Annotated in this window: 16 protein-coding genes and 3 pseudogenes; 12 read left to right on the top strand and 7 right to left on the bottom strand. The window is 37.7% G+C overall.

Annotation, left to right across the window (positions count from 1 at the left end; genetic code table 11):
* Both D0T57_RS12915 and D0T57_RS15900 read right to left on the bottom strand, forming a co-directional pair.
* A pseudogene (locus D0T57_RS12915) lies at positions 1-237 on the bottom strand (transposase); the annotation flags it as partial.
* 13 nt (positions 238-250) lie between these two features.
* Positions 251-1343, bottom strand: a pseudogene (locus D0T57_RS15900) (ISAs1 family transposase).
* A gap of 161 nt (positions 1344-1504) precedes the next feature.
* Between D0T57_RS15900 and D0T57_RS12900 the strand changes: the two are divergent.
* A pseudogene (locus tag D0T57_RS12900) lies at positions 1505-5449 on the top strand (helicase-related protein); the annotation flags it as partial.
* A gap of 22 nt (positions 5450-5471) precedes the next feature.
* Here D0T57_RS12900 and D0T57_RS12895 read toward each other — a convergent pair.
* Positions 5472-9419, bottom strand: a complete 3948-nt coding sequence (locus D0T57_RS12895) for a response regulator (RefSeq protein WP_163273904.1) — start codon at positions 9417-9419, stop codon at positions 5472-5474.
* 179 nt (positions 9420-9598) lie between these two features.
* Here D0T57_RS12895 and D0T57_RS12890 point away from each other — a divergent pair, with 179 nt between their 5' ends.
* The 11 genes from D0T57_RS12890 (at position 9599) to D0T57_RS12840 (ending at position 24729) form a co-directional block, all read left to right on the top strand.
* Positions 9599-10408 carry an endonuclease/exonuclease/phosphatase family protein gene (locus D0T57_RS12890; protein ID WP_163273903.1) on the top strand — a complete coding sequence of 270 codons (810 nt, stop codon included), beginning with the start codon at positions 9599-9601 and terminating at the stop codon, positions 10406-10408.
* Positions 10409-10436: 28 nt separating this feature from the next.
* A complete protein-coding gene (locus tag D0T57_RS12885; protein WP_163273902.1) occupies positions 10437-11480 on the top strand; it encodes a glycoside hydrolase family 130 protein in 1044 nt (347 codons plus the stop codon).
* A gap of 23 nt (positions 11481-11503) precedes the next feature.
* Positions 11504-12760 (top strand): MFS transporter, encoded by a 1257-nt coding sequence (locus tag D0T57_RS12880; protein ID WP_163273901.1) that lies wholly within the window; start codon positions 11504-11506, stop codon positions 12758-12760.
* A 103-nt stretch (positions 12761-12863) separates the two neighbouring features.
* Complete coding sequence (locus D0T57_RS12875; RefSeq protein WP_163273900.1) at positions 12864-14045, top strand: glycoside hydrolase family 130 protein; 1182 nt, start codon at positions 12864-12866, stop codon at positions 14043-14045.
* Positions 14046-14079: 34 nt separating this feature from the next.
* Positions 14080-17229 (top strand): TonB-dependent receptor, encoded by a 3150-nt coding sequence (locus D0T57_RS12870; RefSeq protein WP_163273899.1) that lies wholly within the window; start codon positions 14080-14082, stop codon positions 17227-17229.
* Between the two features lie 11 nt (positions 17230-17240).
* Positions 17241-19160, top strand: coding sequence for a RagB/SusD family nutrient uptake outer membrane protein (locus D0T57_RS12865; RefSeq protein ID WP_163273898.1), 1920 nt, complete (start codon positions 17241-17243; stop codon positions 19158-19160).
* 22 nt (positions 19161-19182) lie between these two features.
* Positions 19183-19902: a DUF3823 domain-containing protein gene (locus D0T57_RS12860; RefSeq protein ID WP_163273897.1), complete on the top strand. Its 720-nt coding sequence runs from the start codon at positions 19183-19185 to the stop codon at positions 19900-19902.
* A 20-nt stretch (positions 19903-19922) separates the two neighbouring features.
* The gene (locus D0T57_RS12855; protein WP_163273896.1) at positions 19923-20717 is read left to right on the top strand and encodes an endonuclease/exonuclease/phosphatase family protein; all 795 of its coding nucleotides are present in this window, start codon (positions 19923-19925) and stop codon (positions 20715-20717) included.
* 16 nt (positions 20718-20733) lie between these two features.
* A complete protein-coding gene (locus D0T57_RS12850; protein WP_163273895.1) occupies positions 20734-22098 on the top strand; it encodes an IPT/TIG domain-containing protein in 1365 nt (454 codons plus the stop codon).
* A 97-nt stretch (positions 22099-22195) separates the two neighbouring features.
* Positions 22196-23863 (top strand): alkaline phosphatase, encoded by a 1668-nt coding sequence (locus tag D0T57_RS12845; protein WP_255490592.1) that lies wholly within the window; start codon positions 22196-22198, stop codon positions 23861-23863.
* Between the two features lie 5 nt (positions 23864-23868).
* Complete coding sequence (locus D0T57_RS12840) at positions 23869-24729, top strand: endonuclease/exonuclease/phosphatase family protein (protein ID WP_163273894.1); 861 nt, start codon at positions 23869-23871, stop codon at positions 24727-24729.
* Between the two features lie 370 nt (positions 24730-25099).
* On the opposite strand, the gene D0T57_RS12835 is transcribed toward D0T57_RS12840, so the two are convergent.
* The 4 genes from D0T57_RS12835 to D0T57_RS12820 form a co-directional block, all read right to left on the bottom strand.
* Positions 25100-25360 carry a hypothetical protein gene (locus tag D0T57_RS12835; protein ID WP_163273893.1) on the bottom strand — a complete coding sequence of 87 codons (261 nt, stop codon included), beginning with the start codon at positions 25358-25360 and terminating at the stop codon, positions 25100-25102.
* Positions 25354-25755 carry a hypothetical protein gene (locus D0T57_RS12830; protein WP_163273892.1) on the bottom strand — a complete coding sequence of 134 codons (402 nt, stop codon included), beginning with the start codon at positions 25753-25755 and terminating at the stop codon, positions 25354-25356. Before D0T57_RS12830 ends, D0T57_RS12835 begins: the two co-directional genes overlap by 7 nt.
* Positions 25752-26060 (bottom strand): hypothetical protein, encoded by a 309-nt coding sequence (locus D0T57_RS12825; protein ID WP_163273891.1) that lies wholly within the window; start codon positions 26058-26060, stop codon positions 25752-25754. The genes D0T57_RS12830 and D0T57_RS12825 overlap by 4 nt, the downstream gene beginning before the upstream one ends.
* A 534-nt stretch (positions 26061-26594) precedes the next feature.
* Complete coding sequence (locus tag D0T57_RS12820) at positions 26595-26768, bottom strand: M15 family metallopeptidase (protein WP_163273890.1); 174 nt, start codon at positions 26766-26768, stop codon at positions 26595-26597.
* Positions 26769-26878: the final 110 nt, after the last annotated feature.

The following is a 26878-nucleotide window of genomic DNA, read 5'->3' as shown; positions in this document are numbered from 1 at the left end:
TGGGGGATCATTGCCTAATGCCTGTTCAAATTTTCTGCGGGCATGCGCCCAGCACCCCAATAAGAGAACATCCTGTTTCTTTTCATATATATCATAGGCCCCATAACCATCACTCTGTACTGTACCTTTAAAGTCTTTGAGTAAATCGACAACAACATGCCCGGCCCGGGAACCTTTGTCGTAATGAAAAAATAATTGCCCGTTTTCAGGAGAGCGTACTACCCAATGATAGCCCTTACGGGCAGGGCTGTTAAGTTCTAATTAAATTACATAGGAGTTCTTTGACATTATTATTTGCAAAATATTCAGAAGCATACTTTATTGATTTGTTTTTTGCTTTAAGGATGTTGAAACAGAAGTTTCTGAAAATGGATAAGTTAGCAGCAGCTATTTTGTTTTTGGTAGCTGTTTTATCTTCTTTTTGGATAACATCTTTGGTGTAATGTAACTTATTTTCAATATACCAATGTCCTCTTATTCCTTGTAATAACAATTTGGCATTTGTGGTTTCAAGATCAGATATATATAAACTGATTGTTTGATGTATTTTATCTTTTCGGACAAATTCACGCACAACAACAATGATTGAATTAACCATATTCCATTGATAAGGCAATAAGTATTTTTGATTGAAAACTTTAATCAGACGTGTTTCTTTACGACCCCGGTTCGTCTCTTTGACAAGGAGTTCATCTACAGCAACAAAAGTCCGGACAGTATCCTTAACAGCCTTTAAAAGAGTGGGTTGATTTGCTTTTACCTTGACAAGAAAATGGTTCTGGGAATCAATTATTGTTTGTAGCGTTTTTTTTACAGTGCAATGCGTCCAAAGTAAAGATCACATCTTTCAAATCCAAGGATTCAATAAGTTGCTCAACTACTGTTATTTCAGATGTTTGTTTGCTGTCAAATTTCTCTGCATAAATGATCTGTTCCCGTTTTTGAGAGAATAAACTGACTAAGCAAACAAAATTCTGATAACTATTGTGACTATCGCTTACTGTAGACTTAATGGCCTTGCCATCTATGCAAATCCATTCGTTTTCTTCTATAGGTACATATTGTTTTGCCCATTTATGAAAACAAGTCTGCAAGGACGAAAAGTCAAGGCTTAAAACTAATTGGCGAATAGTTACATGAGAGGGCATATGCTTGCTCCTTATCTTCAACAAGCGGGTTAAATCCGATTGATGATAAAGGCAAAAGCGAGCAATTTCCCGATAGTGGTAACAACCTCGCAGCATGGCCATAATAATGAGTAGTAATAATTTGTCCAACTCAAATCGCTGACCTTGTTTACGCCGCGGATCTTTTACCTGAGACAAACAATCCAGTAAAGTCATTCCTGCTTTTTTTTGCAAATATAATAATTTCAAAGAACGCTTTCTAATTATTTTAATCAGAACTTAACAGCCCTGCCCCTCGGGGAGGTCAGGAGGGGCTTTACCCCATAGAAGATGCCCGAATAACCGAACAACAGGAAAGGCTTCGACAAGAACAACGGCAGGAAGAACGCAAGCGTTCCTTTGAACCGCGCCCTTATTCGGGGGAATTGTTTGAGTTTCATAAAAAAGGCTCATTGGTTGAAGATAACGGACAGATAGGCTTCTTAAAAGAACGTTACCGGGACGATGCCGAGTTTCAGGCATTAGATATATCCTTTGACCAAAGAAGTAAGATTAGTCGGTATATTGAGATTCGTGATATTTACCATACTCTTTACAACCATGAGGCGGAGCATCTGACAGAACATGCTTCTCTTCGCAGTAACCTGAATCTCTGTTATGATTCCTTTGTACGCCGATACGGGCATCTGAATGATAAGAAAAACCTCGATGTTATCAAGATGGATGCCGGAGGAAGGGAAATACTCTCTTTGGAAAGATGTGCCCCCCTTAGTCCCCCCGAAGTGGGGAAACAGAGCCTCCCCTTTGGGGAGAAACAACGTTCGGCAGAGCGAAGCGGAGCCAATGGAGGGGCTTTCATTAAAGCCGATATCTTCTCTATGCCTGTGGCTTTTAATCCTAATGAGATTACCGTTGCAGATACTTCCGATGAAGCATTGATTGCTTCTTTAAATAAGTACGGGGAAGTCCGTCTGGATTATATGCAGTCGCTGATGGATGGTAAACTACAAGAAGAGATCATTTCTGACTTGCAGGGACGTATCTATTTCAATCCTCTGATTCAGAATTACGAAGTTCAGGACCGTTTTATTGCAGGCAATGTTGTAGAGAAAGCAGAAGCTATTGAACGCTACCTGCAAAAACATCCCGATGACATTCCTTCACAAGCATCGCTAAAAGCATTGCAGGAAGCGATACCACAACCAATACGATTTGAAGAACTGGACTTCAACTTCGGGGAACGGTGGATCGATACGGGAGTCTATGAAGATTATATGAGTAAACTCTTTGAAACGGATATCAATATATCCTATTATGCTTCCCGCGACGACTTTACTGTTAAAGCGGACAGGAGCAATATGATTATTAATGAAAAGTTTGCCGTACAGGGAGAAAGTAAGCTCTATACAGGAATACACCTACTCAAGCACGCTTTGCTCAATACAACTCCCAATATTACCAAAACGATTAAGGTAACAGACCCCGATACCGGAGAAGATAAGGATGTAAAAGTCCCCGATGGACAAGCCATACAAATGGCAAACACCAAGATAGATGAAATCCGAAACGGTTTCACTAACTGGCTGGATGAACAGTCGCCCGAGTTTAAGAATAAACTGGCGGATATTTATAACCGTAAGTTCAACTGCTTTGTCCGTCCACAATACGATGGCTCCCACCAGAACTTTCCCGGACTGGACCTGAAAGGCTTAGGTATTCCCGATTTATACCAATCCCAAAAGGATTGTGTATGGATGCTCAAACAGAATGGCGGAGGAATCTGCGATCATGAGGTGGGGGCTGGCAAAACCCTGATTATGTGTACTGCCGCTTATGAGATGAAACGATTGGGACAAGCGAATAAACCTATGATTATAGGATTGAAAGCAAATGTACATGAGATAGCTTCTACCTTCCGTACTGCATATCCCAATGCAAAGATACTCTATCCGGGCAAGGAAGACTTTACTCCTGCAAAACGGGTAAAGATTTTCAATGAGATAAAGAATAATAGTTGGGATGCTGTTATCCTTACCCATGACCAGTTCGGAAAAATACCCCAATCGCCGGAAATGCAACAGGAGATATTTCAGGCGGAATTGGATTCGGTAGAAGAGAATTTAAATGTACTCCGTAATCAAGGGAAAGATATATCCAAAATGATGCTTCGGGGATTGGAGAAACGAAAAGCTAATCTCGAAGTAAAGCTTAGTAATTTAGCTGAACAGATTAAGGACCGTACTGATGATGTAGTGGATTTTAAGATGATGGGTATAGACCATTTGTTTGTAGACGAGAGTCATCAGTTCAAAAACTTGACTTTTACCACACGCCATGATAGAGTGGCTGGTTTAGGCAATGCCGAAGGGAGCCAACGGGCTATGAATATGCTCTTTGCTATCCGCACCATACAGGAAAGAAGGGATAAGGATTTGGGAGCTACATTTCTATCAGGAACAACCATTAGTAACTCATTGACGGAATTATACCTTTTATTCAAATACCTGCGACCAAAGGAACTGGAAAAACAGAATATCAATTCCTTTGATGCCTGGGCAGCTATTTTTGCCAAGAAAACAACGGACTATGAGTTCTCCGTTACCAACCAGATTGTACAGAAAGAGAGATTCAGGTATTTTATCAAAGTGCCGGAACTGGCCTCTTTCTATTCGGAGATAACCGATTACCGTACAGCAAAGGATATAGGTATAGACAGACCCGAAAAGAATGAAGTATTGTATAATATTCCACCTACACCACAGCAGGAAATCTTTATCGAAAAGCTAATGCGTTTTGCAGAAACGGGAGATGCTACCATATTAGGTAGAGAACCATTATCACAAAGCGAAGAAAAAGCAAAGATGCTGATAGCAACAGATTATGCACGGAAGATGTCTCTCGATATGCGCATGATTGATATGTCTTACGGAGACCATATAGATAATAAAGCATCCCATTGTGCAGCTAAAATAGCTGAATACTACAATAAATACGCAAAAGAAAAAGGAACCCAGTTTGTTTTCTCTGATTTGGGAACCTATAAACCCAATGAATGGAATCCCTATAGTGAGATCAAGCGTAAGTTAGTGGAGGACCATAAAATTCCTGCTCATGAGATACGCTTTATACAGGAAGCAAAGACTGATAATGCGAGGAAGACGATGATAGAAGCTATGAATGCCGGACGTATCCGGATATTGTTCGGCTCAACATCTATGTTGGGCACAGGAGTTAATGCACAAAGGAGAGCTGTCGCTATTCATCATTTAGATACGCCGTGGAGACCAAGCGACCTGAATCAACGGGATGGGCGAGCTATCCGCAAAGGTAATGAAATAGCGAAGTTATATGCTGACAATAAAGTAGATGTATTGATTTATGCCGTAGAAAAATCATTGGACAGTTATAAGTTCAACCTGCTTCAAAACAAGCAGTTATTTATCAACCAGCTAAAGACAAATAATATGGCTACCCGCACCATTGACGAAGGAAGTCTGGATGAAGGTTCGGGTATGAACTTTTCGGAATATGTGGCTATACTATCGGGTAATACCGATTTGTTGGAAAAAGCCAAACTGGAAAAGAAGATAGCTTCTCTGGAAAGTGAAAGACAGGCATTTAATCGCAGTAAGTCTTCGGCTATTTATAAGTTTGAGGATATTACCCGTACAGTGGACAGCAACAGTGAAATGGTTGCCAGAATGTCTAAAGACCTGCAACAGTTCAATGAGAAGGTACAGGTAGATAAAGAAGGTAATAAACTCAATCCGATAAAATTAGATAATCTCAACACCAATGATCCGAAAGCAATCGGAGACAAACTCAATCAACTTGCGAATAATGCCCGAACCAATGGCGAATACTTTAAAATCGGAGAATTGTATGACTTTAAAATACTTGTCAAAACGGAGGATAGTCAAAAGGAAGGTTCAATATTTAAGGATAACCGATTCTTTATCGAGGGAGAAGGGAATATCAAGTATTCTTACAACAACGGACATATTGCTACTGATCCGATATTGGCTTCGACCAACTTCCTGAAAGCTTTGGATCGAATACCTGCTTTGATTGAGAAATATCAATCAGACAACCAAAAGCTGGAAAAGGATTTGCCTGTGTTGAAAGAGGTAATGACAGCTACTTTTAAGAAGGAACCGGAGTTGAAGGACTTGAAATCGCAGTTGGATTCGCTGAGTAGGCAGATAAATTTGTCACTGGAGAATAAGGATAAAGTTGAAACTTCTCAAATAATAGAAATTGAAAGTACATCTGCATTTAATAAGTTTCAAATAAAAAATAAGAAGATAAAACTAAACCCATGAAAAATAAGAATGAAATCTATAATTATCCATTTTTCCTCATATTTTTAGGAGATAAGTTATATTTTTTCATGAATTCCCGATAAAAATGAGAACTATTAGAAAATCCTGATTTAAAAATAATTTCAGCGACAGTCAATTTAGTTGTTTTTAATAATAATGCCGCATGTTCGAGCCGAATATCTTTAATAAATTCACTTGGAGTTTTATCTATTACATATTTAAGCCGACGATACAGGCTAGCCCTGCTTGTTCCCATGTAATCGGCAATAGTATCTAGACTTAGTGCTTCATCTCCCATGTTCTTTTCTACAAATTGCATTATCTTCTTTAGCCATATTTCATCATCTTTATGACGAGAAATCCCATTTCTTATGGTTATGGAAGATTTACTGGATGAATAATATTTTTTCATCTGCAAGTTACGGTTAAGAATATTGTCTACAGCACTTTGTATATGTCTTGGATGAAACGGTTTAGTGATGTATAAATCAGCTCCATGCTCAAAAGCTTCTACTTTATCCTCGACAGAGGTTTTGGCTGTAATACTGATTATTGGAATATGAGCCGTTAATTCATCAGCTTTGAGTCGGTCGATAAAACCCATGCCATCTAATAACGGCATAAGCATATCTGTGAGTATGAGATCTGGGATATTTCGTGATATTATCTGTAATGCATCTTCTCCATTTTCGGCTTCAAGGATGTTGTATTGAGAAGATAATATGTCTTTCAACAATCCCCTAATATCCTTCTCGTCTTCCACTATCAAGATTGATATATCCTTTCTCTGAGTAACATTCGAGTTTTCAGATATTGGCTTTTCAATCTCAGAATGTTGTTCATTTGCCTTTGCCTCACCTATTTGCATAGGATAAAGTTCTATAATAAATTGTGCATATTCATTTTGGATACTTTCAACCGAAATTTTGCCTCCCAAAAATTCCACTAACTGTTTTGTCATGTTTAGCCCTATTCCCGAACTGACACTGTTCTTCATTTTGGGCGTGTCGAACATTTTGTATCGGTCAAATATCTCATTCATCTGTCTTTTACTTAATCCCTTGCCAGAATTTTTCACCTTGAGAATAAATCTACCCTCGCTGTCGAGACATGCATCAATATTTATATAACCACCAACAGGCGTATATTTGAAAGCATTGGATACAAGATTAAATATGACCTTTTCTAATGCACTATTGTCTGTAGCAAAGGGGGAGGTAATCTGCACATTCACTCTCAAGTGGATTCTATTTTCTTCAACCATTTCCTGAAAGATATCGGCTATATACCCAACTAATGCGTTAATATCAACAAATTCAGCTTTAAGTTTTGGGTGTCCCGATTCAGCTTTGCGAAATTCGATCAACTCGCTGATTAACTTTTGCATCCTTTCTGCATTGTTTTTTATGACATAGATATAGCGCTTAGTATAACTATCAAGATCAACATTATCTAGAAGATGTTGCACCGGACCAAAAATGAGCGTAAGCGGAGTAAAAAACTCATGCGCCACATTGGTGAAAAAATCCAGCTTGGCTTCGTGTGTTTTTTGCTTATGCTCCTTTTCTATCTGCTCTATCATCAGTTGCCTATTGAGTCGTATTCTGTTTTTTACAATTGATATGGTGATTTTTGTAATCAGAACAAGAAGCAAAAAATATCCTATAAAAGCCCATACGCTTAACCACCACGGATAACCAACGGAGAGGTTTAAAGAATAAGTCTTACCGCTCCATATACGATCTCCGTTTGTACATTCTACTTCTAATGTATATTTTCCAGAAGGCAATTTTGTTATAATAATATTAGGATTATTTCCATTGTATATCCACTCGTTTCTGTCATGTAGATTATGGATACGGTAGCGGTATTCGCAATTTTCATTGTTGATAAACTCGTGTGCAACAAATGTAAATGACACATAAGGCTCATTATATGAAAGGCTCAACGAGTTGTCCTTTATCCGATCTTCAATTTTTTGGTCGTCATTATATATCCGGAGTCTACTTAAGCTGATTTCAGGATTGTAATTCCTAAAATTGATGTTTTCAGGATTGAAATATGTAAGGCCATTCACTCCTCCGAAAAACACAGTGCCATTATCATAATAATAAGCTCCATCAGCAAATTCATTATTATGAAGTCCATCACGTATAGAATAACTACTAATATTCCCTGTTGCAGGGTTTAGTAATGCAATTCCTTGAGTAGTGCTTACCCAGATATTGTTCTCTTGATCCTCAACTATTCCATGTATCGTATTATTGACCAGCCCTTCACTTAGTCCATATCTTTTCAAAGAAAGAATACTGTCCATTAATAAGTGGTCAAGTCCATAACTTGTACCTATCCAAATGCCATTATTGGTATTTCTGAAAAGAGTTATTATATCATAGCTTGATAATACTAAAGAAGCATCTATATCTTCCAGATTCATAAATTTTTCTTTAACAATATCGAACCTGTATAATCCTCCTCTTCTCGTTCCTATCCATAATCCCATTTGCGATTTTTCGCCAACAATAGAATATATTATATTATTCGTTACAGCTAGATTGGTTCTGTCAGGTATATATTGTTTCACGCTGGTTGCTGTGTAATTACCTTTCTCGTTTTTGATAGATATGCGAATTAATCCATAGCCGGCAGTACCTAACCATAATACTTTATCATCATCCGTAAAGAACATTGCATACACAGCTTTGAACTCAATGTTTCCTGATGGCATCGCTAATGTCTGGATTTGCCCGTTTCTTCTGATAATATTTATACCATATTCTTCTGTTCCCACAAAGATATCCCCATCTTTGTTTTTGATCATCGAATACACAAGATTAGAAATAAGACCATTGGAGATGGATAAATATTCTATAATTTTGTTTGTGTGAACATTCAGTTTTAATATACCCTCACCTTTTGTCCCTATGAGCATCTCCCCAGTTTCATCTTTATTGAAAGAGCGAACAGGGAAATCCGTTTTCACCCGATTGAAAGGGGAATGATCTTCATAGAGTTGTATAATCCCCTTTCCATCGGTACCTACCCACAAGATATTCTGGGAGCCGGTATATACAGTAAAGATTGAAACCCTTTCGGGTAATTCCTCTAGTTTTCGGGTACTTTTTGAATAAAAATCATAATACAAACATGTTCCTTCATAAAAAGCAATAATTAGTTCTTCCTTAAATTGAGTTATTTGCGATACTTTTTTATTCTGAGGAATAGGCACTATATGTTTTTCGTTATTGCTTTCAGAAATTATTTCCAGATAATTTGTGTAATCTGCTACCAGTATATCATCTGTATAAAAAATCTGTTTGATTGGTTTGGGAGAAGAATAAACTTGTTGCAATATAAACTTTTCTTCTTTATCATCAAGCCGATAATTATAGAGAACGCCATCATTATATAATACATAAACATTATCCTCAGAATCTACAATGAAGTTATTTACGTTCTTTATTTCCGCTCCTTCGATTTTTATAAATTTATCTTCTTTTTTATCAAAAATACAAAAACCTATAGATTGAACATAACATATAACATTGCCTGAAGATGTCGCAGATAATAACAAGAAATTGTTTCCCTTATGAGTATCGGTATTCGGTTCTACAAAATACCTGTGAAAATTTCCACTTACCCGGTCCCATCTGTTAAGCCCTTGATCTGTCGCTATCCAAATAGAAGTACTGTCTGGTTCAATTATATTCCTTATTATGTTGTTACTTATCGAAAATTCATTTTCTGAGGCATAACGATATATTGCAAAATCCCGTCCATTATAAGAATTTAAGCCATCCCATGTGCCCACCCATAATATATTATGAGAATCTTCTAAGAAACAATTTATTGAATTATTGGAAAGTCCCTCCATATTCGTAATGTTCTTCACTATGTTTTTAGCGAAAACCCCTGAACCGAATACAAGGAAAGAAATTGTAAGAAGAAGTTTAGAAAATAGCTGATTCATGAGCTTGTAATATATTACAAATATATGGAAAAAGAACAACTCTGTAATCCCGACAGGGTATTAAACATATCTATGAATAGCCTGTATATTATTTTGAGACGATAGTATACATTTTACAGAATTGAGAAATTTACTTTTGTCTTGACTCCTAATAAATAAACAAATAACCATTCTAAACCATGAATACTCTATCCACAAATTTGCGTGTTTTATCTTTTTCTATTATCAGCCTGTTATTATTTTCCTGTGTACAAAGTCAAGGTAAGCATAATAAAGAAGATGAAGTGGAAATAAAAGCTATGACATATAATACTTATAGCAACCGGAACTCAAGTATAGAAAAAATAGCTGAAATCATTAAAGATGTTAACCCCGATTTAGTATCACTTCAGGAAGTCGAAAGATTTACTGATATAAACCCTTCAGATGTACCAGCTAAGCTAGCGGAGTTGACAGGCATGAAGTATCACTATTTTGTGCATGCTCTCAACATCGAAAGCGGAGGCGACTATGGAAATGCTATCTTATCTAGATATCCTATTCTCGATTCGGCAACATACAAACTATATGGAGTAGAAGAAACCGACTATGTTCGCTCTTTCGGATATATAAAGGTGGAAAAAGAAGGCAAGAAGCTCTATTTTGCAGCTACACACCTCGACCACAAAGGCAACGATGCATCCCGGTTGAAAATGGTACGTGAAATATTGGATATTGTAAAAAAACTTGATGCTCCTATAATATTAGGAGGCGATATGAATGCACATCCCACCCATAAACCTATGACTACTCTTTTGGGATGGTTTGATTTGAATTGTGCTTACCAATTGAAACCTACAGTTCCTGCGCCAGGTCCGGCCGAAGCCACTATTGATTATTTGCTATGTGGTCCCTATAAAGTCTTTAAAATAAAAGAATACGAAGTTTATTACAAAGCTGAAGGTGCATCGGATCATTTTCCTGTAATCGCTACTTTCGATATGAAATAAGAAATTATTAATGTAAAACAAAAATACTATGGATATTGCAAAAAGATTTTCACAGAATCCTCTACTCAAACCATCTGATTTAAAGCCTGCTATAACAGGAATGGAAATAGCCTGTCTGTTAAATCCGGGAGTATTCTGCTACAACAACAAGATTTGGCTATTACTACGTGTTGCCGAACGGCCAGTACAAAAAGAAGGAGTTATTAGCTTCCCAATCTATAATGCAAAGGGAGAGATAGAAGTATTGTCCTTCGACAAGGATGATTCGCGACTCGATGCCACTGACCCACGCGTGATAGGCTACAACGGGCAAGATTATCTTACCACCATGTCTTATCTTCGTTTAGTCTCTAGTATAGATGGTATTACCTTCAAAGACGAATCCGAGTTTCCACCTATATTTGGAAATGGAGAGCTGGAATCGTTCGGCATAGAAGATTGTCGTGTAGCTACTATGGATGATGGTTTCTGGCTTACCTTTACCGAAGTATCGCCGGTTGCCGTAGGAGTTGGGTTGATACATACATCCGACTGGGAAAATTTTGACCGTCATGGGATGATATTTCCCCCACATAATAAAGATTGCGCCATTTTCGAAGAAAAGATAAATGGAAAGTATTATGCGTTGCATCGTCCTAGTAGTCCTGCTTTGGGTGGAAATTACATCTGGTTGGCTGAGTCGCCCGATAGATTCCATTGGGGGAATCATAAATGTATAGCCACTTCACGAAAAGATATGTGGGATTGCGCACGCGTGGGAGCAGGAGCAGCTCCTATAAAAACCGAACAGGGGTGGCTCGAAATTTATCACGGAGCCGATCACAACCATCGCTATTGTTTAGGAGCATTACTTCTCGATTTGTACGATCCTTCAAAAGTACTGGCTCGTAGTAAAGAGCCTATTATGGAGCCTATAGCCGGATATGAACAAACGGGTTTCTTCGGTAATGTCGTGTTTACCAACGGGCATCTGGTAGACGGAGACAAGATAACTATGTATTATGGGGCAAGTGATGAGGTGATATGCGCTGCTCAACTATCCATAACGGAAATTTTATCTACACTGAAGTAACATCCATTATCTGATTACACAAGATGAACCGACTAAAGAGAGAATACCTGTTCTTTAAAGAGCAGGATCTGAATATGCGTACCTTACTGAAGACTAATCTACTTTATGCATTGGTCTTGCCTGTGGTAGAGATATTTGTAGGTGCCTATGTTATGCGCAACACGAGCGACCCTATGATGGTGGCAATCTACCAACTATTTATGTATATAGGGGTACTATCCACATCATTATTAAACGGGTTTCTTTTGAAACATTTTAGCGTGAAAACTCTTTATGCAGTAGGCATATTAGTTAGCGGTGTTTCTATGTTTGCAATGATGCTAGTAAAATCGCTGGGAGTGTTCGAACTTGGCATTACAGGTTTTGCCCTAGGTGCGGCTTCTGGTTTCTTTTGGACAAACCGCTATTTGCTGACCTTAAATAATACAAAAGATGAAAATCGGAATTATTTCTTTGGGCTAGAATCCTTCTTCTTTTCTATTACTTCTATCACTGTACCGCTTGTTATTGGCGTATTTCTTAGTCTACTTGACGGAAGCACAATTCTTGGGCATACCATAAATATTAATCAAGCATATTTATTTATGACACTTGGTGTTAATGTCGTAACAGTGTGTGCAGTAATTGTACTATGGAAAGGAAAGTTTGAAAACCCTGTACAAAAAGACTTTATATATTTCCGCTTCTGCCTCTTATGGCGCAAGATGCTTCTGCTGTCTTCTCTGAAAGGTATGGTGCAAGGCTTTCTGGTAACTGCGCCAGCAATTCTTGTACTTAAATTAGTAGGAGATGAGGGAGCATTGGGGCTCATACAAAGCATCAGTGGCGCAATGACTGCTATACTGGTCTATATTCTCGGTCGTATAGCTAAACCGAAAGACCGGTTGAAAATTTTTGTGTCAGGGCTCGCTTTATTCTTCATTGGTACGTTATTCAACGGAATACTTTTCTCTGCTACAGGGGTTATTATGTTTGTTTTATGCAAAACAATATTCCAACCTTTGTTCGACCTTGCCTATAATCCTATAATGATGCAGGCAGTAGATGCTACAAAGAAAATAGAAAAACGTAATGAATATGCTTACATATTCAGTCACGAGTGGGGATTATTTCTTGGCAGGGCATCCGGATTGATTCTTTTCATTTGCCTTGCCTATTATGTATCTCAGGATTTCGCCCTCAAGTATGCTTTAATAATTGTAGCAGGAATACAATTGCTGGCATATCCTCTTGCAAAAAATATAATTACCAACAGTAGTAAGGTATTGAAAAGCGATTGAGACTTCTTAGTATACTAAATTGAGAATATACTATACTTTTTTAAGTATTCATAAGAATATATTTGTTCAGAAAATAATAACTTTTAATCAGTAATACATAAAAATGAATAAACTAAAACTTTATCTTTTTCTCTCAGCCACACTTGCTATTTTAGGTAGTTGTGACAATTCGAATAAGAATAAAAATAAAAATAATTCTTATTCACCCGAATCGGGTTTGCCTTCATGGGCGCTGGGACCTTTTATTAGGGCAGAGAATAACCCTGTTATTTCGCCCCAGAAGAGTAGTGAATTTTTCTGTCCTATGCAGCAAATGAAAATAAAATGGGAAGAAAGTGATGCTTTTAATCCTGCCGCAACAGTTAAAGATGGTAAGATAGTTGTCTTATATCGCGCCGAAGACAATACTTCAACAGGTATTGGGTCGCGCACATCCCGGATTGGATATGCCGAATCTGTTAATGGCATACATATGGCTAAAAGAAACAGCCCGGTACTTTATCCCGATGATGACAATTTTAAGGCGATGGAATGGAAGGGCGGATGCGAAGATCCTCGTGTAGTAATGGACGAAGATGGCTTATATGTGATGTTATACACAGGTTGGAATCGGGAAAATGGAGTTGGAGCAAAAAAGAATCCACGCCTGTGTGTAGCTACTTCTATCGATCTTATAAACTGGACTAAACACGGATTAGCCTTCGGCAAGGCTTATAACGGTCGCTTCAAAGATCTGGATTGCAAATCGGCATCGATAGTAACCAGCTTGAAAGATAACAAAATTGTCACTCAAAAGATAGACGGAAAATATTTTATGTATTGGGGCGAAAGGGCTGTGTGCGCCGCAATATCCGATGATTTGATAAACTGGAAACCTGTGTTGGATGACAATAATAACCTGTTGGAAATAGCCAAACCCCGGCACGGATATTTTGATAGCAGGTTAACCGAATGCGGCCCCCCTGCATTAATGACAGAAGACGGAATCGTACTTATTTATAATGGTAAAAACGGTTATAAAGAAGAACGCGATCCTAATTATCCTGCAGGAACATATGCAGCAGGACAATTCCTTTTCGATAAGAATGACCCTTTCAAAGTATTAGATCGTCTTGACAAACCTTTCTTCTGGCCTGATGCAGACTTTGAAAAAAGTGGACAATACCCAGATGGAACAGTATTTACTGAAGGCCTTGCATACCTTAATGGAAGATACTATCTCTATTATGGATGTGCTGATTCCTTTGTAGCATTAGCAACCTTTGATGAAAAGAAAAATAACTAATAATTAGATTGTAAACTTTAAAACTTGCTTGAACATGAAAAACAGACTTAAGCAAAAGTTAATTACGGTTTTTAAAACAAGATGGATATTACAATCCATAGTGATAACCGGATTAATATTTTACCCCTTGTTCTCAGATATTACATCTTTGAAAGCACAAACTACAGTTTCTCAACAGTTGATAAAAGTAAAAGGAACTGTTGTTGATAAAGATCAGGCACCGCTCATTGGCGTTACTGTTGCTCTTCAAAATAATACCTCTATCGGGACAATGACAGATATCGACGGTACTTTTACCCTTGATGTTCCGGCAAATAGCAAACTCACATTCACCTATGTGGGTCATACCTCTACAACAATAGATGTGAATGGAAGAAACGATATCCATGTTGTGATGCAAGAAAATGTGGAACTTTTGGAGGAAATTGTAGTTGTCGGATATGGTGTGCAAAAAAAAGCATCGATAACTGGTGCGGTAGCAGCGATACAAGGCAAAGAACTGGTAAGTGTGAAAACTCCAAATGTATCGAACATGCTTGCTGGAAAGCTACCAGGCTTACGAGCAGTACAACGTAGTGGTGCACCCGGTGACGACAATGCTTCGGTTGATATCCGCGGCTACGGAAATATGTTGGTAATAGTAGATGGGGTAGAGCGTGACTATACTCAGGTCAATCCCAATGATATAGAATCTGTATCTATATTGAAAGATGGAGCTGCTGCCGTTTATGGATTTAAGGGTGCGAATGGTGTACTGCTGGTAACCACTAAACAAGGATCTAATTCGAAGACAAAAATAGATTATGGATTCTATTACGGTTGGCAACAAAACACACGTTATCCTGATTTACTAAATCCATATGAATATGCAGCTCTCTATAACGAAGCAATTTATAATGTAAATCCTTGGAGAGGACAACCTGCATACAGTAATGAAGAACTAGCAAGATATAAAGCTGGGGCTGGAACTAACTGGTGGGCTGGAACAGTTCGCAATTCAGCTCCTCAATCTAGCCACAACCTGAGTGTTTCGGGAGGCACAGATAAAGTAACATATTTCCTTTCGGCAGGAATTATGGATCAGGAGGGTATATTAAAATCAAAAGATTGGAATTATAAACGATATAATGTACGTTCCAATATAAAAGTAGAAGTAGCGAAAGGTTTTGATGTAGAGCTTAAAATTAGCGGAAGATATGACAAACGCAAGCGCCCTTTTGAGGCTGATAAATTGTTTGCCTCAGCTCAACAGGCTATCCCTACATACTCTCAATATGCAAATGATAATCCTGAATACTGGCAGGCAACAGGTAACTCTCCCAATGTTATTCAAACATCCTATATAGATCATGCTGGATATGAAAACCGTATGCGCAGGGAACTGAACAGTTCGCTTGCATTTACATGGAAACTTCCATGGGTAGAAGGTCTTATAGCAAAAGCTATGATCGCCTATGACTATACAAATAAAGAATGGAAAAGTTGGGGGAAAGAAGCATACAACTATATTTATGAACCTAATACCGAATCTTATACGCCGATTGCTATCCGTAACAATTCAAACCTGGAATCTAAACAGGAGAATTATTATAAACCTACATACCAATACTCACTCAATTATAATAAAAAATTTGCGGGCAAACATGATATTGGCGCACTGGTTTTGTGGGAAATGTATAATGACCGTAAAACAGACGTGATGGCTAAACGTTTCTTTGAAATAGGACTTATAGATGATATAAACTACGGAGATACTGAAAATATGGCAAATGGAGGAGATAGTGGAGAAACAGCCCATGCCGGGCTTGTCGGACGTCTTAATTATGCATTTGACAACCGTTACCTTGTAGAGTTCAATTTCCGTTACGATGGCACATATAAGTATAGGGAAAGCGACCGTTGGGGATTCTTTCCCGGAGTATTAGCTGGATGGCGTTTATCAGAGGAACCTTTTTTCAAGAACTTGAATACATCATTTGATAATATAAAAATAAGAGGTTCTTATGCCGAACTGGGAGATGAAGGTGATTACGAAGCTTTCCAATATCTCGATGGTTACAAATATCAGGGTGGTTATGTAATGGGAACAGGAGGCTTGACTACAGGCATGATAAGCAAGGGGATGGCCAATCCATGGTTGACGTGGTATAAATCTAAAATATTTAACATTGGTTTTGAAACATCGTATAAGCAAGGTTTATTATCAGCTGAGTTTGACTGGTTTCATCGCAATCGCACAGGACTGCCTGCTCGCCGGACAGAATCATTGCCCTCTACTTTCGGTGAATCTATGCCAGAAGAAAATCTCAACTCTGATATTAACACCGGTTTCGAATTGAAAGTAGGACATCGCAACAATATTAATGATTTTCATTATGATATAAGTGCAAATTTTTCTGTTACACGTATCAAAAACAATTATGTAGAGCGTTCAGCTTCCACTAATATGTATGATGACTGGCGAAACAATACCAATAACAGATATAAAGGTATTCGTTGGGGACGTAAAGTTGTAGGACAATTTCAATCTTTCGAAGAAATACTGAATTCACCGATACAAGACGGAAATGGCAATAAATCCCTTCTTCCTGGTGATCTCAAATTCGATGATTTCAATGGAGATGGTATTATAGACAAAAACGATGAACAGCCTATAGGTCACGGCTCTACTCCACGCATGTATTATGGCCTGAATATGAGTGCTTCATACAAAGGATTCGATCTGAATGTATTTTTCCAGGGAGCGGCTGGACACGACATCTATGTATCTGGAGATATTCTCGACACTTTTGTTCAACAAGGACTTGGAAATGGATTAGCAATAATGACAGATCGCTGGCATCGTGAAGATCCGACTAACCCGTATAGCAACTGGATAGCCGGTACTATGCCTGCTGCACGTGTAGCCGGATTTGAAGACAACCGGAGTAGCAACTCCTGGTCATTACATAAAGCTGATTATTTAAGACTGAAAACATTGGAAATAGGATACACATTACCTAAAAGCTTATTATCGAAATACAATATAGAGCAACTTCGATTCTATGTGAGCGGGAACAATTTACTTACTTTCACCAGTAGGGATGGATTAATGAAATATGTAGATCCCGAAAGCGATAAAAGCAATATGCGTTACTATCCTCAACAAAAGTCTTACAATATAGGAGTCAACTTAACTTTCTAAATTGAGCAACCATGAAATTAAGAAAATATAAAATAGCAATACTTGCAGGTATTATCTCATTTAGCCTCATAGGGTGTGATGATTATCTGAATAGGGAAAACACCAGTGGAATAATAACCCCTGATTTGGTTTGGACAAATCCTAAGGCAATAGAAGCAGTTCTTGTCAATATGTATGATGAGGGGATTAAGCATGAAGATCATGATTATTGGGATTATAATAGTAAATCAAATTTACGCAACCCTACTACAATGTCTGACGAAGCACAGGGTTCGTACCAAAAGAATCCGTTATTCAGCAATGCCGATGCCGTATATACATATAATGATTGGCTATTGAATGATCCACTTTCTACACGATATAAGTATATTCGCAACACAAACGATTTTATAAGAAAGGTAGCAGAGTCGGATGTTTTGAATGATACACAAAAAGAACAACTAGATGCCGAAGCTCGTTGGATACGTGCCTATCAGTATTTTGGGTTAGTAAAACGTTATGGGGGAGTACCTTTATTGACAGAACCCCAACAATATAATCCAGATGATCCTGCTTCTATGCAGGCTGCGCGTGCGTCTGAAGCTGATATTTATGATTTTATCATTAACGAATGTAATGCAATCAAGGATATACTCCCCGAAACGCGCCCCGATGCATCTAAGTATCGTATTACCCGTGGGGCGGCTCTGGCACTTTGCTCGCGTGCAGGATTGTATGCTGGAACCATTGCCAAATATTCCAACACACTGTCATTGTCTGGAACAGCAGTGGCACGCGGATATGTATGTATACCTGAATCTGAATCTGAACGATTCTTTAAGGCTTCACATGATGCGTCATATGAACTCTTGTATAATATGACAAATGTTTATTCTTTGAAAAGAACCGCTGATAATACAGATGAAGCAAAAGCAGAAAACTTCTATCAGATATTTTCGGCTACAACCAATGGTAACAATGGCGAATATATTTTACAGAAACAGTATAATGTAGCAGGTAAAAGAGGGCATATGTGGGACAAAATGAATATGCCGTTCTCGTATCGTCAAGGCGGATGGGGATGCGGTATGGCTCCTGTACTGGAATTAATAGAAGATTTTGAATATACAGACGGTACACCAGGTAAACTAAAGGTCGCGAATGGCGCGACATTGATACCTTATGACAAACTTATTGATTTGTTTAAAGGGAAGGACCCCCGCTTATTTGCCTCGGTTTACGTTCCTGGATCACCACTGAAGGGCAGCAATGTAGAATGGCGCAGAGGAGTAATAGACCAAAACGGAACAAAACATACAGCTTCGAAGCAACCGAGTGATGAGGTTTCTGTGAACATTCCAGGATATACAGGTATACTATCTGGAAAAGATGGTGGTGCTGATGCTGGAGACGCATCTAAGACCGGATTTTATCAACGTAAATTTATAGATGAAACATTAGATGATCTGGCGAATATTGATGATAAGAAATCATCAACTCCTTGGGTAATGTTCCGTTTAGGTGAAATATATCTGAATTATGCAGAAGCTTGTATGGAAATGAGCTCGCCTAAGGTATCTGAAGCGTTATGGGCGATTAACGAAATAAGAGACAGGGCAGGTATCAGAAAAATTACATCAGCAGAACTCACGATCGAAAAAGTAAGGCACGAACGCAAAGTGGAGCTGGCTTTTGAAAAACATCGTTACTGGGATATGAAACGTTGGAGGATTGCCCATCTCTCTGTCGATGAGGGTGGACTGACAGGCTTCCGTGGTAAAGCTCTTTATCCATGGCTAGATGTACGGACAGGTAAATATGTATTCGAAATAGGAACGAAGCCTCCGAAGCAAACCAGATTATTCCTCGAAAGGAATTATTATAATCGCTTTGGTACGGAAGATGTTACCCCTAACCCTCTATTAGTTCAAAATCCGGGATATGCTTACTAAACCATATAATAAATTGAATAAAATGAAAAAGATATACAGTATATGTTTATTGATAGCGACCATACTTATAATGGTAGCATGTGAAAATGACATAGACAATTATGATGCCCCCAATGGTGGAATATATGGCACTGTAATAGATGAGCAGACTGGAGAGCCTGTTCCCTTTCCAGTACAGGGTGAAAGCGGTGTGATGATTTCGCTTACCGAAATAGAAACAGGGGCGACAGCGCCTATAACTTTCAGAGCGAACCAAGACGGTACATATAAAAATTCCAAAGTGTTCAACGGATTCTATCGTATTACTTTCGGCAATAGCCCATTGATTGGTATCGCCGAAGATTATGTGGAAATTAAAGGGCAAACACAGTTTAATATTCATGCTCTCCCTTTTTCGCGTATCTCTATAAATGCATCGGTGTCAGCAGACAATAAAGTGACCGTAAATTACGAGGTGGAAACAACCGATCCTACATTCAGCTTGAAAAACGTACAAGTGATGTGGAATTTTGCTCCGGGCGTAGATGTCAACAATGCCAACCACGCCACTGTTGCGGCAAAAGGAAGTGCGGCTACTGGTTCGCATGTATTTGAATTGCTGAACGACCGAGAATTTGTAGAAAACCACTATAAAATAGTGGCTAACAAAAACAAGATATATATTCGTGTGGCTGCAACTACCGAAGTAGTATCTATGTCTAATACCAATTATAGCAAAGTGATTGAACTTACAGTAAATTAATTGTTTAATATATTAAGATTATGAAATTTAACAATATATTTTATTATTTATTGATATTCGCTGCTTTATTTTTTATTGCATGCGATTCTGATGATGATAATACAGGGGCTTTGCCGGATGATAGCGGAGTGAAGTTAAAACTGATGACCTATAATATCAAAAGTGGTGATATGAAAGGCATAGATGCCATAGGAGAAGTTATCAAAGCTGTAGATCCAGATATTGTGGGGATACAAGAAGTTACATATACCGTAAAAGGAGTAAATGTGGAAGAACGCTTGAAAGAAATTACAGGAATGCCTTATTCTTTCTTTGCCGAAGCATTACAAAACAATGGTGTTCCTTATGGTAATCTTATCTTGTCGAAAACTCCGTTTACACATACCGAAAGTCATAAGCTAGAATATATCATAGAGGCTTATATCCGTTCTATCGGGATAGTGAAAACAGAGAAAGAGGGTAGAGAGTTTTACTTTGCCACTACCCATATTGATCATTCTCAGGCTATCAACAGGATATATCATGTGGAGCAGATATTAGAGCATACATCGACACTCGATGGACCGACTATTCTTTGTGGTGATTTCAATGGTGATGAGGTAAGCGAGCCAGTAACTATGTTGAAAGAACAATTTACGATGGGGTGTCTGTACGATTATTGCCCTCCAACGATGACTGTTCCACAGCCAGATGGTGCTATTGACTTTATATTTTATTCACACGGCGATTTTGTTTCCAAACAATATAACTCTTATTATAAGGCATATACTGAATCAGATCACTTCCCTGTGTATGCAACATTTATGTTTAAATAATTAAAAAATAAGCAGAATGAAAATAATACATAATATAATAACTCAATTACTCTTTCTGTTTGTGTTTATCACTATTATCGGATTTACGGCATGTGATGATGATGACTCGAAAGAAGTTGTTACACCTTCTGGAAACGGAGTACCAGAGGTGAATATTTTTTCTCCTATGAAAGGAGGATATGAAACTGAAATCTCTTTTTATGGTAGCAGTTTGCCTACCGACTTGTCTAAGATACGGGTAACAGTAAATGGAGCAGATGCTGTGGTAAAAAGTTCTAACGGGCGGATAGTAACAGCACTTGTGCAGAAAGATACTGGCTCAGGAGCTGTTAAAGTATACATTGATTATGGATCTGAGGTGAAAGAATTCAGTTTTCAGCAAGAATTTGAATATGGATTTCAAACGTTGGTTTCTACATATCTGGGAGATGGAAAGAAAGAAGACCTTGATGGCCCAATAGAAACCGCTCGGCTTAAAGGCCCGTATCGCCTTGCATGGGGCAATGACAATGAGTTATTTATAATGGAAGAAGGGGCTTCTCCAAGCACTGCAACCAATTTTTCAGCAGTGAGGAGGCTATCTGAGGGACAACTTGCAACGCTCTTCACCGGTCAGCAAACAACAGTAGCAGAAAAGATGCGTAATATAGTTTTTTCTAACAACAATAATACACTGTATGTGACGAACGATAAAGATGCGAATGGAACAATGGGACTAGGAATACTTTCACGTTCAGACAATTTTTCTAATATGACAGCTCTTTATACCAATAATTCCGTAACAACTCCTACAGTTGCAGTTCACCCGATTACAGGTGATGTCTTTGTAGGAAGGTACAACACCGCCGCCATTATGAAATATAATAGTGGTTCTTTAGATCACAAAATGGATATATTAAGTGCAAATGGTACACTGACAGACATGATATTCAGCAAAGATGGGAAGAAACTATATATATCTATTGCTTACAGAGGACATAGTATTCTGGTAGCGGACTACGATAAAGATACTGATACATTTTCTAATTTGAAAACGTTGGCAGGACCTGCAAAAGTTATAACAGAGGGCAGTGCAGTGAACACAACAGGTTATGTGGATGCTAAAGGTTCTCAGGCACGGTTTAATAACCCGCAACAAATAGACTTAGACGATGAAGGAAATATTTTTGTAGCTGACGCTAATAATCATTGCATACGCAAAGTCGCACCCGATGGAGTAGTGACTACCTATGCCGGAATAGGTAAAAGTTTCGGCTTTGTAGACGGAGAAGCTTCTACTGCTAAATTTAATAAACCGTTCGGATGCAAATTTGGTCCTGATGGTGCATTGTATATTGCCGACAATTATAATCATCGGATTCGTCGAATAGCTGTTCAATAGTTAGGTTATAGGTTAAAATAAAGAGGGTTCGGTTGTAATTTTAGACTAAGCGCATTAGTTATCTTTTGCGCTTAGTTTTAGATTAATATGTAATAAAATGATAAAGAAAGTTTTTATCCTCCTCTTCTATATGTGTTTTATTTTAGGGGGACTTTTTTCTCAAACATATAACGGCGATCCGTATAGAAAAAAGGTTCGACCTACTAAAAATATTATACTAATGATTCCAGATGGTACCTCTATCGGAGTTGTGTCAGCAGCCCGTTGGTATCAGATATACAATAAATTGGGTAATGATAACCTGAATATAGACCCATACCTATGCGGAACTGTTAAAACCTTTTCATCCAATGCTCCCATTGTGGATTCTGCTCCAGCAACATCAGCATTTACAACTGGAATGCCTCAACAATCAGGGAACGTAGCTATTTATCCACCTGCTGACCTTGAAAACGACTTGATAGATGTGGATACAACAATGGCATATCAACCTTTGGCTACAATATTGGAAGCTATGAGGATAGAACAAAAGAAAGCTGCGGGTTTGGTTGTTACTGTCGAGTTTCCGCATGCTACACCAGCTGATTGTTCTGCTCATCATTACAATCGTGGACGATATGATTTATTGGCTCCTCAAATTGTATATCAAAATTTAGATGTTGTTTTTGGAGGTGGGGTTAGTTTAATTACCGAGGATATGAAGCAGCATTTTATAAATAAGGAAGTTAATTATTATGCAAATAATATAAATGCATTTCGTAATCATACAAAAGGAAGAATATGGTCACTATGGTGTGATAAGGATATGCCTTACGCTATAGATCGTGACACAAGCCTTATTCCATCTTTGGAGGAAATGACACAAAAAGCCATTGATCTGCTTTCGCAGAATGAAAATGGATTCTTCTTGATGGTGGAAGGTAGTAAAATTGATTGGCTTGCCCATGCAAATGATGCGATTGGTTGTATAACCGAATTTCTCGAATTTGATAAAGCCATAGGTGTTGCTATGAACTTTGCTCTTAGAGATGGGAATACGACAGTTATTGTTTTACCCGATCATGGAAACAGCGGATTTTCAATAGGACGCAGAGATCTTAAGAGTTATGACAAAGCTAGTATTGATAAGCTGTTTGCTAATGTTTCTAAATATAAAAGGACAGGTGAAGGACTTGAAAGGATGTTGCTGAAAGAAAAACCTGAGAATTTTAAGAGTGTAATTAAATCATACACAGATATCAATATCACTGATGAAGAATTTGAGGGCCTTATCAAATCTAAAAATTTCAAACCTGAGAATTATATGAAAGTGAGTGACGGTAAAAATATGATTGCTAAATTGGTTGAAATAATGAATAAGCGTACCTATTTCGGATTCACTACGGGAGGACATACTGGAGAAGAAGTATTTCTTGCTGCCTATCATCCTCTAGGAGACCTTCCTATCGGTATGAATACCAATATGGAAATTAATCATTATTTGTGTGATGCCGCAGGCCTGCAAAAAAGACTACCTGAAATAACGAAAGAAATATTTGCCAAACATACAGATGTTTTTGCCGGATTGAATTACACTGTGAATAAGATACGTCCTGACTTCCCTGTTCTTATCATAAAAAAAGATAATAATATATTAGAGATACCAGCTTTCAAGTCAACTGCTATTTTGAATAAAAAAACTATCAACCTTGGTTCAGTGGTTATCTATATAGATAAGACAGATACATTTTATTTGCCTGCCAATATTATAAAACTTTTTAAATAATTATTATGAGAAAGCTAATATTTCTATTTGCTTTATTCCAACTCGGATTTATGCTAAATGCTCAACAGCTGAAAGTGTCAACCTACAACATTCGTAATGCAAATTTTAATGACTCTATAAATGGTAACGGATGGCATCAGAGATGTCCTGTTATTTGCGATATTATCCAATATAATGATTTTGATATCGTAGGACTCCAGGAGGTTTTAGATAGGCAAAGAATGGATCTTATATACTCTTTACCTCAATACAATCATATTGGGGTAGGACGAGATGATGGAAAAACAAAGGGAGAGTATGCCTCTATTCTTTACAAGAAGGATAAATTTGAAGAACTGCAATCCGGTCATTTTTGGCTTTCGGAAAATACCGGATATCCAAATACCGGATGGGATGCCAAATATCCACGCATTTGCACATGGACTCAATTGAAAGAGAAGGATAACGGGAAAATCATTTGGTTCTATAACCTCCACCTAGACCATATAGGCATAAAAGCTCGTAGAGAAAGTTGTAAACTTGTCCTGCAAAAAATAAAAAAGGAAGTAGCAGTAGATGAAGCATGTATTCTTACCGGAGACTTTAATGTAGACCAGAATAATGAGATATATAATATTATTGAAAATTCTGGTGTATTGAGAGATTCTTATAATATATGTGAAAAACGGTATGCAACCAACGGTACATTCAATGGATTTAATCCTGATCATTGGTCGGTAAACCGAATAGACCATATTTTTATATCGAATAATCTAAACGTATTGAATTACAAAGTTCTAACAGATATCTATTGGATAAAAGGTGAGAAGAATAAAATTCGATTACCATCCGATCATTTTCCTGTTAGCGTTAGTTTGATGTTCTAGATTTAAAATGCTTGTTTCCTATTGATGATGAAATGTAAAGCGATAGTATTATAAAAAAAACAACTGTATAATGATGAAGAAAACTCCAATTAATTAATTTACAATATCTTATTTTGCATGACAGAATTCCTTTTGAAGAGTTAATTTTAAAATTCATAAATAACATTCATTTTATTAACTAAATTTATTTTTTATGAAACAATTAATGGATTCAAGTATAATTGCAAAAACCACTTGTACAACGTTTCAAAACCAAAAGTACATAAAAACGCCAAGTTTAAATATGACAAAATGATATAAAAATACTCATTTATAAAACAAAATGAGAGGCAAGCCTTTGCTTACCTCCCAAATCAAGATGGTACAATAATTATGATATAATTGAGTTTACCGCCTCTTTATTCTGCTTTGCCGCCCTTAATAATTCAATATCTTCGCTATTTATTATTTGTTCGGGATTTGGTAACATTGATGCTATCAGATTGCTAATATAATAGCGCTCATCTTTAGTCAAAATATCGCCATCATCATAGCCTATATAGGAAAGTAATGCCTTTATTGTGTCAATATAGGTATCACCACATCCCTCAATAGATACCGAGAATGTATTGTCTTTATTAAACTTTACCATGATAGCCCCCTTTCCTTATTATATTTTTTTGACTCATTTGTAATATCTATAATGTCATTTCCCGCCAAAACGCCCAAGATTGGGCGTAATAAAAAAGCTGCAAATTGGAACAATGACTTTTTCCATTTGCCACTTTCATTAGTAATATACATATGGCTTTTCATTAATGATTGACCGTGCATAATCATTATATTGCTTATTCCTTTATTAACAGTCTCGCGGCCAAATCCATCATTATCATATAGGACAACCATTTTTCGCGTTCTAAAGCCTTTAGGCGCAAAATAATCTTCCTCAAGGGAATAAACTACTATTGCGCGATTACATCCTTCTGTAAGTCCTTGAATATCCATTTCGGCGGCTTGTACTTTTTCTTTTATATCAATAGTTGTCATAGCGCGCCCCCTTTCCCTGTTAATTTATTAGCAATGCGAGTTATCAACTCCTTATCATCGATAAGGGCAATGTCTGCCATCAAGTCGAAAATCTTATCACTAAGGAATTTACGAAAGTTTACCATTTCGGTAGATGCTTTCAGTTCCTGCCAATTCCCGGCCTTAGACCAGACCGATAATGTTTTTTCTGTAATCTTCAGGATACCTGCGGCTTCTTTTTGTGGTCTACCCTGTATGACTACAAGGTCATAGGCTTTTTTCTTCAATACACCATAGTCAGTGTAAACATCATTTTTTTCTTCCATATACTTGTTATATTTGGCGTTATAAGGCACAAGAAAAACGGCTGGCCTCTCCCCGTGTCGCCAAACATAACAAGTATAAACGAGCAAAACTCGAAAATAAATGTACGGGAAAAAGCACAACCGTTCTATATTCTTTAAAGTACGGGCATAAAAAAAGCCTTACTTTACAGGTAGGCAAACGATTACACGTTTTGCTACATTTTTACTTATTATATTTGGCTAACACAAAGGTTAGGTATTTTTTTCACTTATGCAAGCAAAAGCCCGCATTTTTTCTAAACCTTATACTCATTTTTTGTACAATTACTTATTATTCACTACCTTTACCCCTGATTCAAAGCCCGTAAGGACTGCGAATCTCCCCGGTTCTATGCCCCTCGCGGGGTTGCGAACCTTCCAAAAGGGCAGTGACAATATTTGCCCTTTTGCCGCTAAAATAAGCCCTGCATAACGCAGGATAATGATAAAGACAGGCTTTCGGGTCGATCTTTGACAAAGCAAAAGGCAGGACTTCTCACCCTGCCTTTGCTGATTTTATAACACCTTACGTCCAAGACTTACAACTTGCCTAAACCCCTCTTTAGAAAAACTCTTTACCACCTTATCAATGTAATAGTTACCCTTTTTGTCAAACAGCCGGCTATTGAGGTCTATCACCATACCGGGAACCACACGCGGAATACCAAACAATGTAATATCACCCTCCATTCTTTCAGCCCGGCTAAGTACATGACAAAAATATCATAGGGTTCATATTTTCTTTAAAATCCAGTTTATCTAACCACTGAAAAATATAATCAAGTCCATATTTGAAATAA

This window comes from Dysgonomonas sp. 511, assembly GCF_010501105.1.
Classification (GTDB): Bacteria; Bacteroidota; Bacteroidia; order Bacteroidales; family Dysgonomonadaceae; genus Dysgonomonas.
This window is presented reverse-complemented; position numbering and strand designations above follow the sequence as displayed.

What these genes read in the sequence shown, in the direction of transcription:
- D0T57_RS12860 (WP_163273897.1), top strand. Translation starts at nt 19,183, where the DNA reads ATGAAAAAGATATACAGTATATGTTTATTGATAGCGACCATACTTATA.
- D0T57_RS12865 (WP_163273898.1), top strand. Translation starts at nt 17,241, where the DNA reads ATGAAATTAAGAAAATATAAAATAGCAATACTTGCAGGTATTATCTCA.
- D0T57_RS12880 (WP_163273901.1), top strand. Translation starts at nt 11,504, where the DNA reads ATGAACCGACTAAAGAGAGAATACCTGTTCTTTAAAGAGCAGGATCTG.
- D0T57_RS12825 (WP_163273891.1), bottom strand. Translation starts at nt 26,060, where the DNA reads ATGGAAGAAAAAAATGATGTTTACACTGACTATGGTGTATTGAAGAAA.
- D0T57_RS12840 (WP_163273894.1), top strand. Translation starts at nt 23,869, where the DNA reads ATGAGAAAGCTAATATTTCTATTTGCTTTATTCCAACTCGGATTTATG.
- D0T57_RS12830 (WP_163273892.1), bottom strand. Translation starts at nt 25,755, where the DNA reads ATGACAACTATTGATATAAAAGAAAAAGTACAAGCCGCCGAAATGGAT.
- D0T57_RS12885 (WP_163273902.1), top strand. Translation starts at nt 10,437, where the DNA reads ATGGATATTGCAAAAAGATTTTCACAGAATCCTCTACTCAAACCATCT.
- D0T57_RS12820 (WP_163273890.1), bottom strand. Translation starts at nt 26,768, where the DNA reads ATGGAGGGTGATATTACATTGTTTGGTATTCCGCGTGTGGTTCCCGGT.
- D0T57_RS12890 (WP_163273903.1), top strand. Translation starts at nt 9,599, where the DNA reads ATGAATACTCTATCCACAAATTTGCGTGTTTTATCTTTTTCTATTATC.
- D0T57_RS12845 (WP_255490592.1), top strand. Translation starts at nt 22,196, where the DNA reads ATGATAAAGAAAGTTTTTATCCTCCTCTTCTATATGTGTTTTATTTTA.
- D0T57_RS12855 (WP_163273896.1), top strand. Translation starts at nt 19,923, where the DNA reads ATGAAATTTAACAATATATTTTATTATTTATTGATATTCGCTGCTTTA.
- D0T57_RS12895 (WP_163273904.1), bottom strand. Translation starts at nt 9,419, where the DNA reads ATGAATCAGCTATTTTCTAAACTTCTTCTTACAATTTCTTTCCTTGTA.
- D0T57_RS12870 (WP_163273899.1), top strand. Translation starts at nt 14,080, where the DNA reads ATGAAAAACAGACTTAAGCAAAAGTTAATTACGGTTTTTAAAACAAGA.
- D0T57_RS12835 (WP_163273893.1), bottom strand. Translation starts at nt 25,360, where the DNA reads ATGGTAAAGTTTAATAAAGACAATACATTCTCGGTATCTATTGAGGGA.
- D0T57_RS12850 (WP_163273895.1), top strand. Translation starts at nt 20,734, where the DNA reads ATGAAAATAATACATAATATAATAACTCAATTACTCTTTCTGTTTGTG.
- D0T57_RS12875 (WP_163273900.1), top strand. Translation starts at nt 12,864, where the DNA reads ATGAATAAACTAAAACTTTATCTTTTTCTCTCAGCCACACTTGCTATT.